The organism is Formosa sp. L2A11 (assembly GCF_009796865.1).
In the GTDB taxonomy this organism is placed as follows: domain Bacteria; phylum Bacteroidota; class Bacteroidia; order Flavobacteriales; family Flavobacteriaceae; genus Formosa.
Map to the genome: position 1 here is coordinate 1,452,417 of NZ_CP047028.1, position 13,092 is coordinate 1,465,508.

General features: G+C 33.2%; 9 protein-coding genes. 8 read left to right on the forward strand and 1 reads right to left on the reverse strand.

Annotation, left to right across the window (positions count from 1 at the left end):
• Positions 1-14: 14 nt before the first annotated feature.
• The 8 genes from GQR95_RS06335 to dcp all read left to right on the forward strand — a co-directional run bounded on the left by GQR95_RS06335 (position 15) and on the right by dcp (position 12,465).
• Positions 15-1,163 carry an alpha/beta hydrolase gene (locus tag GQR95_RS06335; protein WP_159022366.1) on the forward strand — a complete coding sequence of 383 codons (1,149 nt, stop codon included), beginning with the start codon at positions 15-17 and terminating at the stop codon, positions 1,161-1,163.
• Entirely contained in the window at positions 1,163-2,524 is a 1,362-nt protein-coding gene (gene radA, locus GQR95_RS06340) for a DNA repair protein RadA (protein ID WP_159022367.1), read from the forward strand. The genes GQR95_RS06335 and radA overlap by 1 nt, the downstream gene beginning before the upstream one ends.
• Positions 2,525-2,634: 110 nt before the next feature.
• Complete coding sequence (locus GQR95_RS06345; RefSeq protein ID WP_159022368.1) at positions 2,635-4,740, forward strand: M13 family metallopeptidase; 2,106 nt, start codon at positions 2,635-2,637, stop codon at positions 4,738-4,740.
• A 336-nt stretch (positions 4,741-5,076) separates the two neighbouring features.
• Positions 5,077-8,481, forward strand: a complete 3,405-nt coding sequence (ileS, locus tag GQR95_RS06350) for an isoleucine--tRNA ligase (protein ID WP_159022369.1) — start codon at positions 5,077-5,079, stop codon at positions 8,479-8,481.
• 4 nt (positions 8,482-8,485) lie between these two features.
• Positions 8,486-8,866: a TraR/DksA C4-type zinc finger protein gene (locus GQR95_RS06355; protein ID WP_159022370.1), complete on the forward strand. Its 381-nt coding sequence runs from the start codon at positions 8,486-8,488 to the stop codon at positions 8,864-8,866.
• Between the two features lie 64 nt (positions 8,867-8,930).
• Positions 8,931-9,551 carry a hypothetical protein gene (locus GQR95_RS06360; protein ID WP_159022371.1) on the forward strand — a complete coding sequence of 207 codons (621 nt, stop codon included), beginning with the start codon at positions 8,931-8,933 and terminating at the stop codon, positions 9,549-9,551.
• Between the two features lie 29 nt (positions 9,552-9,580).
• Complete coding sequence (locus GQR95_RS06365) at positions 9,581-10,201, forward strand: lipoprotein signal peptidase (RefSeq protein WP_159022372.1); 621 nt, start codon at positions 9,581-9,583, stop codon at positions 10,199-10,201.
• A gap of 137 nt (positions 10,202-10,338) precedes the next feature.
• The gene (gene dcp, locus GQR95_RS06370; protein ID WP_159022373.1) at positions 10,339-12,465 is read left to right on the forward strand and encodes a peptidyl-dipeptidase Dcp; all 2,127 of its coding nucleotides are present in this window, start codon (positions 10,339-10,341) and stop codon (positions 12,463-12,465) included.
• Positions 12,466-12,525: 60 nt separating this feature from the next.
• Here dcp and GQR95_RS06375 read toward each other — a convergent pair whose 3' ends face one another.
• Positions 12,526-13,089 (reverse strand): 5-formyltetrahydrofolate cyclo-ligase, encoded by a 564-nt coding sequence (locus GQR95_RS06375; protein ID WP_159022374.1) that lies wholly within the window; start codon positions 13,087-13,089, stop codon positions 12,526-12,528.
• Between the last annotated feature and the right edge of the window lie 3 nt (positions 13,090-13,092).

A 13,092-nucleotide genomic window follows, 5' to 3' on the forward strand; every position in this document is an offset into this window, starting at 1 on the left:
TAACCTTGCTAAAAATGAAAAAATTACTTTACTTATTTATACTACTGTTTTCATGTCAATTTGTTTCAGCTCAAGCTATTTATGAGACAATAAGATCTGAAAAACTTGATGCAACAAGAAAAATTAAAATTCAATTACCAAGGAATTACAGTGAGAATACCGAGAAAAAATATCCTATTGTAGTTGTTTTAGATGGCGATTATTTATTTGAAGTTGTTGCCGGAAATATAGATTATTACTCGTATTGGGAAGATGTTCCAGAAGTTATTGTTGTTGGAATTAATCAAGTTGAAACGAGATATGACGACACAATGTTTTCAGAGCAAAACTCGTTGCCTTTAGATAGTAGTGCGAAGTTTTATGAATTTATTGGTATGGAATTACTTCCGTATATTAAAGAGAAGTATAGAACAGAAGATTTTAGTTTAGCTATTGGGCATGGAGAAACAGCTAATTTTATAAATTATTATTTATTAAAATCTAAACCTTTATTTCAAGCATATATAGTAATTAGTCCAGAATTAGCTCCTAATATGACTAAATATATCCCAGATCGTTTAAGTAAAATTGATAAAAAAACATTTTATTATTTAACAACAACTACAGACGATCTTAAGTCTGTAAAAAAAGGAACGCACTTGTTAAATACGGCAATTAAAAACGTAGAAAACGATTATTTGCAATACGATTATAAGGAGTTTGAAGGGTTAACGCATTATTCTGTGGTTGCGCAAGCAGTTCCAAAAGCATTAGAGAGTATATTTTATATCTATCAGCCTATAACTTCAGGGGAGTTTCAAAAAGATATCATGGCTTCAGACGACCCTGCTATAGATTATCTTAAAAATAAATACGAATCTATTCAAGAATTATACGGCGTAAAGAAAACGATTTTAATAAACGATTTTAAAGCCATTGCATCTGCAATAGAAAAGAAATCGGAATTTAAAGATTATCAAGAGTTAAGTAAAATGGCTCGAGATTCTTACCCAGAAACGTTGTTAGGTCAATTTTATTTAGCGCGTTTTTATGAGGAAACAGATCAGCCTAAAAAAGCAATGAAAACATATCAGTCGTCTTATATTTTCGATGAAATTGGAGGTTTAACAAAAGAAGATATGATTGAACGCGCAAACCGACTTAAAGCAGATTACGGATATTAATGGCAAAAGTAAAAACTACATTTTTCTGTCAGAGTTGTGGTGCCCAATATGCTAAATGGCAAGGCCAATGTAACTCTTGTAAAGCTTGGAATACTATAGTAGAAGAGGTGATTCAGACGCCTGAAAAAAGCGATTGGAAAACACCAACGTCAAGCAATACAAAACGGTCTTCTATACCGCTTTTAATAAACGAAATAGATGCGTCTCAAGAAGCGCGATTAGACACATTCGATCAAGAATTTAATCGTGTATTAGGTGGCGGAATTGTGCCGGGTTCTTTAACCTTATTAGGAGGAGAGCCAGGAATAGGGAAAAGTACTTTGTTGTTACAAGTCGCTTTAAAATTGCCTTACAAAACACTTTATGTCTCTGGAGAAGAAAGCCAGAAACAAATAAAAATGCGTGCAGAGCGTATTAATCCTAATAATAGCAACTGCTATATATTAACAGAAACAAAAACACAAAATATTTTCAAGCAAATAGAAGCCTTGGAGCCCGATATAGTGATTGTAGATTCTATTCAGACGCTACATAGCGATTATATAGAATCGTCTTCGGGAAGTATTTCACAAATAAAAGAATGCACTACAGAACTTATAAAGTTCGCAAAAGAAACATCTACTCCGGTTGTTCTTATAGGCCATATTACTAAAGACGGTAATATCGCTGGACCTAAAATTTTAGAACATATGGTAGATACGGTACTTCAGTTTGAAGGCGATCGTAATCATGTGTTTAGAATATTAAGAGCCAATAAAAACAGATTTGGATCTACCAATGAACTTGGTATTTACGAAATGCAAGGTTCCGGTTTACGTGAAGTTTCTAATCCTTCAGAAATTTTAATTTCTAAAAAAGATGAAGAATTGAGCGGGAATGCAATTTCTGCAACTTTAGAGGGTATGCGTCCGTTAATGATAGAAGTTCAGGCTTTGGTAAGTACTGCCGTTTATGGTACGCCACAGCGATCTGCGACAGGTTTTAATGCCAAGCGATTAAACATGTTACTCGCTGTTTTAGAAAAACGCGCGGGATTTAGATTGGGAGCTAAAGATGTCTTTTTAAATATTACAGGCGGAATTACTGTAGACGATCCTGCTATAGATTTAGCAGTTGTTGCAGCTATTTTGTCTTCTAATGAAGATGAAGCTTTGGCAAAAGATTATTGCTTTGCTGCAGAAGTTGGCTTGTCCGGAGAAATCCGTCCAGTGCAACGGGTAGAGCAACGTATTCAAGAAGCCGAAAAATTAGGATTTTCAACTATATTTGTATCTAAGTATAATAAAATTTCCCTGAAGCCAAAAGCTATTAAAATTCAATTGATTTCTAAAATTGAAGATTTAGTAGATTTAATTGTTTGATCTTAGTAAGTATTTTAAATTTACAGTAACTTTTTAAACTAAATGTAGACTACTCTTTGTGTGAGTTTATTTAAAAAATAATTCAAAAAAAACAATTCAAACTTAAATATATGAAAACTAATATTTTAAAGTTATCTGTGCTTAGCGCCATAGCTTTTGGAAGCTTAACAGCTTGTAAAGACGAGGCAAAAAAAGAAACGGCAGAGGTAGCAGTTAAAGAAGAAGTTGTTCCTGGAATCAATTTAGATTATATTGATAATTCGGTTAAGCCTAACGACGATTTTTTTAAATATGTAAATGGTAATTGGTTAAAAAACAATACAATCCCAGATGATAGATCTAGATGGGGAAGTTTTGATGAGTTAAGACAAAAAACAGATCACGATGTTTTAGATATTTTAAAATCAGCAATGTCTGACGATAAAGATGTTAATAAAATAGAAGTGCTTCCTGGTTCAGATCAAGAAAAAGCTGTTTTTCTTTACGAAACTATTATGGACACCGTTGCTAGAAATAAAGCAGGAATAGAGCCATTAAAACCTATTTTAGCTAAAATTGATGCTATAAACAGTGTTAAAGATTTAGAAAGTTATTTAATAGAAATGGAACCTAAAGGCGGAGCAGGATTCTTTGGTTTTGGAGTTGGTGCAGATGCAAAAGATAGTAATAAAAATGCAGCGTATTTAGGAACAGGTCGTTTAGGTCTTCCAGATCGTGATTATTATGTTAAAGACGATGCAGATTCTAAAGAAAAAAGAGCATTATATGTAGCACATATTACTAAAATGCTTCAATTTTTAGGAGATACAGAAGCCGTTGCTAGTACGCAAGCAAAACAAATTTTAGCATTCGAAACCAGTTTAGCAGAGCCTAAAATGGATAAAGTAGAATTAAGAGATAGTAGAAAAACGTATAATCCTACTGCAGTATCAGATTTACAAAAAATGGCTCCAGCTATAGATTGGACGGCATATTTTGATGGAATTGGTGCTAAAAAATTAGATACAGTAATTGTTGGTCAGCCAAAATATATAAAAGCATTACAGTCTATTCTTGCAAAAAACAATGTGAGCGATTGGAAAGCATATTTACGTTGGTCTGCTTTTAATCGTGCAGCTGGTTTATTGAGTAGCGATATAGAATTAGCAGATTGGGAGTTTTATAATAAAACATTACGTGGAGAGAAAAAACAACGCCCAAGTAACGAAAGAGCTTTGCAAACGGTTAACGGTACTATAGGTGAAGCTTTAGGGAAATTATATGTAGATAAAAAATTCCCGCCAGAAGCTAAAGTGAAAGCAGAAGAAATGATTAAAAATGTAATTAAAGCATTTGAAAATAGAATTTCTGTATTGCCTTGGATGAGTGAAGACACCAAAACAAAAGCTATCGAGAAACTTAAAGCAACTACAATAAAAATTGCATATCCAGATAAATGGAAAGATTATTCTGCTTTAGAAATTGTAAGTCCAAAAGATGGTGGTACATATCTTCAAAACATGCAAAATGCTAGAGCTTGGAATTTTCAAGAAGATATTGATAAATTAGGAAAACCTGTAGATAAAACAGAATGGGGAATGTCTCCACAAACGGTAAATGCATATTTCAATCCATCTTATAACGAGATTGTATTTCCTGCAGCGATCTTACAACCTCCTTTTTACAATTACCAAGCAGACGATGCTGTAAATTATGGTGGAATTGGAGCCGTAATTGGTCATGAAATTTCTCATAGTTTTGATGATTCTGGAGCACGTTACGATAAAAATGGAAATTTAAATAATTGGTGGACAGACAAAGATTTAGAAGAGTTTACTAAGTTAGGAAAAGCATTAGCAGATCAATACAGTGCAATAGAAGTATTGCCTGATACTTATATTAATGGTGAATTTACTTTAGGTGAAAACATAGGAGATTTAGGTGGTGTAAATGCTGCTTACGATGCTTTACAAATGAGTATGAAGAAAAATGGAAGACCAGAAGATATTGATGGATTTACTCCAGAACAACGTTTCTTTATGTCTTGGTCTACAGTTTGGAGAAGTTTATCTAGAGAAGATGCTTTAAAAAATCAGATTAAAACAGATCCGCATTCTCCAGGAATGAATCGTGCTGTACAACCACTTTTAAATGTCGATGCTTTTTATAATGCATTTGATATTAAAGAAGGAGATAAAATGTATATCGCACCAGAAAATAGAGTAAAAATCTGGTAAGCGTATTTATTCATTTCGATTAAAAAAAATAAAAACCCTCGGCATTATGTCTGAGGGTTTTTTGTGGTTTATATATTCTGTTTTTTATTTATTGTTAGTGCTTTCAATCTGTAAAATTCAGGTAGTAAAAACCGAAAATAAGTTCATTTTAAATAGAAGATAAAAATGGATATAATATTGCTTTTAATAAAGATGAAAATACTTTTAAAAGGAATATAAAAAGCAGAAAAAAAATAAAAATTAGAGGAGATTATTTTGAATCGGTTTTTTTGATTATTAACACCGCTGTTTTCTTAAAATTGATTAATTTCGCGTTCTTATAAGAAAATAGAACGAATGAGCATGAGATTTCCTGAGTATAAAGGTCTTAACTTACCAAACGTCGCAGAAGAAATTCTTGATTTTTGGGAGTCAAAAAATATATTTGAAAAGAGCATCACAACAAGAGAAGGACACGAACCCTACGTGTTTTTTGAAGGGCCTCCATCCGCAAACGGATTACCAGGTGTTCATCATGTTTTAGCGCGTTCTATTAAAGATATTTTTCCGCGTTACAAAACCATGAAAGGGTTTCAAGTAAAACGTAAAGCGGGTTGGGATACACATGGTTTACCTGTAGAACTTGGTGTAGAAAAAGAATTAGGAATTACCAAAGAAGATATTGGTAAAACCATTTCTGTAGAAGATTATAATGCCGCTTGCCGTACTGCCGTAATGCGCTACACAGGAATTTGGAACGACTTAACCCGTAAAATGGGATATTGGGTAAATATGGAAGATCCATATATTACTTACGAACCAAAATACATGGAAAGTGTGTGGTGGTTGTTAAAGCGAATTTACGACAAGAAGTTAATCTACAAAGGGTATACTATTCAGCCGTATTCTCCTAAAGCAGGAACAGGTTTAAGTTCTCACGAATTAAATCAGCCAGGAACATACCAAGATGTTACAGATACAACAATTGTTGCGCAGTTTAAAGCAAATGCAGATTCGTTACCAAACTTTTTACAAGACGAAGGCGATATCTTTTTCTTAGCATGGACAACAACACCTTGGACTTTGCCAAGTAACACAGCTTTAACTGTTGGAAATAAAATTGACTACGTTTTAGTAGAAACTTATAACCAATACACATTCGAACCTATGAATGTGGTGCTTGCAAAACCATTATTAGCAAAACAATTTGCTGGTAAATGTTTTCAAGTAGATAATAAACCTGCATTATTAGATTATAAGCATGGTGATAAGAAAATTCCGTTTTACGTTGTAAAAGAATTTAAAGGAAAAGATTTAGTAGGAATTACGTACGAGCAATTAATGCCTTATGCACTTCCAAACGATAATCCTGAAAATGCATTTAGAATTATTGCTGGAGATTTTGTGACTACAGAAGATGGTACAGGTATTGTACATACAGCGCCTACTTTTGGAGCAGACGATGCTTTGGTTGCCAAACAAGCAACGCCAGAGATTCCGCCAATGTTGGTAAAAGACGAAAATGGAAACTTAGTACCGTTAGTAAATTTACAAGGTAAATTCAGACCAGAAATGGGAGAATATGCTGGTAAATATGTGAAAAACGAATATTATAACGATGGTGAAGCTCCAGAACGTTCTGTAGATGTAGAAATTGCTATTCGTTTAAAAGAAGAAAATAAAGCCTTTAAGGTTGAAAAATATAAGCACAGTTATCCAAATTGTTGGAGAACAGACAAGCCTATTTTATATTACCCATTAGATTCTTGGTTTATTAAAGTTACCGACGTTAAAGGACGTATGGTAGAGCTTAATGATACCATAAACTGGAAACCAAAATCTACAGGAACAGGTCGTTTCGGGAACTGGTTAGCTAATGCTAACGACTGGAATTTATCGCGTTCTCGTTATTGGGGAATTCCATTACCAATTTGGAGAACCGAAGATGGTAAAGAAGAAATATGTATAGGATCTGTTGCTGAATTAAAAGCAGAAATGGCTAAGGCTGTTGAAGCTGGCGTTTTAGAGAAAGATATTTTTGAAGGTTTTAAAGTTGGAGATAATACAGATGAGAATTACGCATTATTAGATTTACATAAAAACATTGTAGATCAAATTACTTTAGTTTCTGCTTCAGGGCAACCTATGAAACGTGAAAGCGACTTGATAGATGTTTGGTTCGATTCTGGTTCTATGCCTTATGCACAATGGCATTATCCGTTTGAAAACAAAGAAAAAATTGACGGAAACGAATCGTATCCAGCAGATTTTATAGCGGAAGGTGTAGACCAAACACGTGGATGGTTTTATACACTTCACGCCATTGCTACTATGGTATTCGATTCTGTAGCGTATAAAAACGTGGTGTCTAACGGATTAGTGTTAGATAAAAACGGACAAAAAATGTCTAAGCGTTTAGGAAATGCTGTAGATCCTTTTGAAACACTTACTGCTTACGGTCCTGATGCCACACGTTGGTACATGATTAGTAATGCAAATCCTTGGGATAATTTAAAATTCGATATTGAAGGTATTGAAGAGGTGAAACGTAAATTCTTCGGAACACTTTACAACACGTATTCATTCTTTAGTCTATATACAAATTTAGATAAATTCACGTATAGTGAAGCAGATATTCCTTTAGAGGAACGTCCAGAATTAGACCGTTGGGTGTTATCAGAATTACACTCACTTATACAACGTGTAGACGAATATTATGCAGAATACGAGCCTACAAAAGCGGCACGTGCAATTTCAGAGTTTACACAAGATTATTTAAGTAACTGGTATGTGCGTTTAAGCAGAAGACGTTTCTGGAAAGGTGAGTACGAACAAGATAAGATTTCGGCTTACCAAACATTATACACATGTATGTTAACCATTGCAAAATTAGGTGCTCCAATAGCTCCGTTTTTCATGGATAAACTTTACCGAGACTTAACACAAGTGACACAAAAAGAAACATTTGAAAGTGTACATTTGGCCGAGTTCCCTGTGTTTGATGAAGCTATTATAGACAAGTCTTTAGAGCGTAAGATGGGGCGTGCTCAAGTTATTTCATCATTAGTATTATCGTTACGTGCTAAGGAAAAAATTAAAGTGCGCCAGCCGTTACAGAAAATCATGATTCCTATAGATACTAAGGAACAAAAAGAAGAGATTCTGGCAGTTGCAGATTTAATTAAGCACGAGGTTAATATTAAGGATATTGAGCTGTTAGAAGATGCTTCAGATATTTTAGTAAAACAAATAAAACCAGATTTTAAAGTCTTAGGTCCTCGCTTTGGAAAAGATATGAAGTTGATAGCTAGTGAAATAGCTAAAATGGCTTCAGAAGACATAAAAAAAATAGAGCAAAGCGGTAGTATAGATGTTGAGGTTAATGGAAAAAGTATTACTTTAGGACGTGAAGATGTAGAAATTATATCACAGGATATTGAAGGTTGGTTAGTTGCTAACGAAGGTAATTTAACAGTTGCTTTAGATATTACAATTTCTGAAACGTTAAGAGAAGAAGGAATTGCAAGAGAGCTAATAAATAGAATACAAAATTTACGTAAAGATTCTGGTTTCGAAGTTACAGACCGTATAACTGTTAAGCTTCAAAAACATGAGGATATTGTAAAAGCTGTAGCAACAAATTTAGAATATATTAAGGCAGAGACTCTAACCGCCAAACTTGAAATTATGGATCTAATAAACGACGGTATCGATATTGCTTTTGATGGTATTGAAACTAAGTTGTTTATTGAAAAACACTAACATTATGAGCGTAGACGTAAACGTAAGATACTCCGATAAGGATTTAGCCGAATTTAAGGAGTTAATTCAGGATAAAATTGAAAAAGCTAAACGAGATTTAGACTTAATTAAGAGTGCATATCAAAACGATTTAAATAACGGGACAGATGATACGTCTCCAACGTTTAAAGCTTTTGAGGAAGGAAGCGAAACGATGAGTAAAGAAGCAAATTCGCAATTAGCAATCCGTCAAGAAAAGTTTATACGTGATCTTAAGAATGCGCTTATAAGAATTGAAAATAAAACGTACGGAATTTGCCGTGTTACTGGTAAATTAATTAATAAAGACCGTTTAAAATTAGTACCACATGCAACGCTTAGTATTGAAGCTAAGAACATGCAATAGATGTACTTTTAAATTTATAAAAAATAAACGCCTTACATTTTATGTATAGGCGTTTTTTGATTTCATGAAATATATATTAGTAATTATAATTGGCTTTTATTGTTCTGTATCGCGCGCTCAAAAACGGGTCGATAAAATAATTGATGCTCAAGATATTTCTACGATCCAGATTAATGGAAATAATTGTTTTAAAATTCATGTACTTGCCTTAAATACAAGTGAAATAGCTATTCAGACCATAATTGAAGGGGAACATAGTGAAGATATGGTTGTTGTTGCAAGAAAAAGTAACGATACACTTTTTGTGTCTACAGGGTTTCAACCATTATTTAAAGCCGATAATGATAAATTAAGTGCGCATAAACTGATGTCTGTAGAGTTGGATATTCAAGTTCCAAAGCATCTAAATTTTAATGTAAAAAGCGATATTGCAAGTGTAGAAGCAGAAGGTGTTTTTAATACTGCCTTTATCGAGCTAAATCAGGGACACTGCAAATTGTTATCGTTTTTAGGTTCGGCTAGAGTTAATACTATTAACGGCTCTATTTATGTAGAAACCAATTATGCGAATGTTAGTGCGTCTTCCAGACATGGAGTTGTAAAGCTTCAACCATTAACTTTAGGACAGCATCAGCTAGATTTAAAGTCTATTCAAGGTGATATAAGTGTAATTAAAACAGAATAATATTCTTATTTTTGTTCAAAATCCAAAGCATGTCCTTAAAAAAAGCCAGTTTACTTATTTTTATTGTTCTATTAATAGATCAAATAAGTAAAATATATATTAAAACACATTTTATTTTAGGAGAGGATGTTACTGTTTTTAATTGGTTCAGAATTTATTTCATTGAAAATGAAGGTATGGCTTGGGGAACTAAAATAAGCGATTTCACTTCGTATATTTCAGATAGAACAGCTAAAACCTCACTTACCGTTTTTAGAATATTTGCCATTTTTGGTATTGGATATTGGTTATATGCCACTGTAAAGAGTAAAGGGCATTATTTGCTTACTATAGCAGTCGCTTTAATATTTGCAGGAGCTCTAGGTAATATCTTAGATTCTGTGTTTTATGGTATGATATTTAATGACAGTCATGGTCAAATTGCTTCGTTTCTGCCTGTAGATGGTGGTTACGATTCTATACTTCATGGTAAAGTAGTAGATATGTTGTATTTCCCTATATGGAAAGGGTATTTGCCAGAATGGTTACCTATTTGGGGAGGGAAATTTTTTACCTTTTTCGAGCCTGTTTTTAATGTTGCAGATGTAGCAATTAGTACAGGATTCGTTATGTTATTGTTATTTAATAAAAAAGCATTTCCTAAAGATTAATTTTAAGAATATAAATATTGCATGGTTTATAACGTAAATAATTTTCTGTGTGGTATTTAAAATATATGCATTTTCAAAATACAAATGAAGTTAATGTATAAAACACTTAATATATTATATAAATAAAGTTTAAAACTATGAAACAATTATCAGTGTTTGCTTTATTCGCCGTAGTTATTTTAACAACCTCTTGCCAAAAAGAAGCAAAGAAAGTTGAAGAAGTGAAAGACGAGTTATCAGCAACAAATCCATTTTTTGCACCTAGCGATTTACCTTTTCAAGCGCCAGATTTCGATAAAATTAAAAACACAGATTTCTTGCCAGCAATGGATGCGGGAATGAAAGCGCAATTAAAAGAAATTAAAGCAATAGTAGAAAATCCAGAAGCTCCCACGTTTGAAAACACTTTTGTGTCTTTAGAAAAAACGGGGCAGTTATTAATGCGTGTTAATAATGTGTTTAACTTATTGTCTGGAGCAAATACAAATCCAGAATTACAAGAAATAGAAGAAGTTTCTGCTCCAAAGTTTGCAGAACATAATGATGCTATTTATTTAAATCCTCTATTATTTGCACGTGTAAAAACAGTATACGATTCTAGAGATTCTCTTAAATTAGATCCTGAATCTATGCATTTGGTAGAGTATTATTATCAACGTTTTGTGTTAGCTGGAGCTAATTTAAACGATGCTGATAAAATAAAATTGAGAGAGTTAAATTCAGAGGTTGCTTCGTTAAGCGCTAAGTTTACCAATCAGTTATTAGCAGCAGCAAAAGCAGGCGCTTTAGTTGTAGATAATAAAGAAGCTTTGGCTGGTTTGTCTGATGCAGAAATTAGTGCAGCAGCAAACGATACGAATACAGAATGGACTTTACCATTACAAAATACAACGCAACAACCAAGCTTACAAAACTTAACAAATCGTGAAACACGCGAAAAATTGTTTACTAATTCTTGGACGCGTGCTTCTAAAGGAGATGAAAACGATACTAGAAAAACCATAGAACGTATTGCTGTGATTCGTGCAGAACAAGCGTCTATCTTAGGGTATGAAAACTATGCAGCTTGGAAACTTCAAAACCAAATGGCAAAAACGCCAAAGGCAGTTCAAGACTTTTTAGATCAATTAGTGCCAGCTACTGTAGCTAAAGCTAAAGTTGAAGCAGCAGATATTCAAGCATTAATAGATAAACAAAAAGGTGGATTTAAACTTGAAGCTTGGGATTGGAATATGTATGCTGAACAAGTTAGAAAAGAACGATACGATTTAGACGATAGCCAAATTAAACCTTATTTTGAATTATATAATGTATTAGAAAACGGTGTGTTTTACGCTGCTAATCAATTATACGGTTTAACGTTTAAGGAACGTAAAGATTTACCAGTATACCAAGAAGATGTTCGTGTTTACGATGTTATAGATAAAGATGGAACTCAAATTGGATTGTTTTATGGCGATTATTTTAAACGTGATAATAAATCTGGTGGTGCTTGGATGAGTAATATTGTAGAGCAATCTAAACTTTTAGGTACACAACCTGTAATTTATAATGTTTGTAACTTTACTAAGCCAGCAGACGGAGAACCTGCTTTAGTAAGTTTTGACGACGTAATTACGATGTTTCATGAATTTGGACATGCATTACATGGTTTCTTTGCAAATCAGGAATATGTGAGCTTATCAGGAACAAATACACCACGAGATTTCGTAGAATTTCCTTCTCAATTTAATGAAAACTGGGCGCTTTATCCAACCATATTAAATAATTATGCTAAGCATTATAAAACTGGAGAGCCAATGCCACAAGCATTAATAGATAAGATTAAAAAAGCATCTACGTTTAATCAAGGTTATGCATTAACAGAAGTGTTATCTGCTGCAAGTTTAGATATGCAATGGCACACTATTTCTAAAGATGTAAAAATTGATGATGCAGATGTGTTTGAAAAAGAAGCATTAAAACGTACGCATTTAGATTTAAGTGCTGTGCCACCACGTTACCGCTCAACATATTTCTTACATATTTGGGGTAATGGTTATGCTGCTGGATATTATGCGTATTTATGGACAGAAATGTTAGATCATGATGCATTTGCATGGTTTGAAAATCATGGTGGTTTAACACCTGAAAATGGTCAGCGTTTTCGTGATATGATTTTGTCTAGAGGAAATACAGAAGAATTCGGAAAATTATACCGAGATTTTACAGGTGAGGATCCAAAAATTGAACCGATGTTAAAAAGTAGAGGTTTAACAGAATAGAGTAAAAAAATAAAATAATAAGAAAGCCCGCAATTTTATATTGCGGGCTTTCTTTATGTTTTAAAAGGTGTAAACTTGTTTTGGTGTAACGCAATAATCTAAAGGAATGTCGCTGTCGTAAACATCAGAAATTTCAGCTTCAGCTTCAAAAAAAGATAATCCAATTTTTAGGGTTTCTGGGGGGCAAGCGTCTAAAAAACGATCGTAAAAACCTTTACCGTAACCAATTCTGTTTCCTGTTTTATCGAATGCTAATAGCGGAATAAAAACCACTTCAATACTAGAATCAGGAATAGGAATACCATCTATAGGTTCGGGAATATTGTATGAGTTTTTCTTAATAGTAGTTGCGTCTGTAAGTAATACATGATGCATTAATCCTGTTTTGAAATCACTCTTAGAAATCACGATATTTTTATCTTTCCCAGAGAGAATATTCAGAATAAATTCTGTGTTTACTTCCTTTTGTTCTTCAATAGTTAAAAAGATATGATAGAACGATTTGTCCCAAATAGGGAGCTTTAAAAGTTGGTTAGAAATGTCTATACTTAAATCGTCGCAAGCACCTATAGAAAGTGCTTTGCGTTTTGTTTTGTATAATGTGCGTAACTCAGATTTAGTCATGAA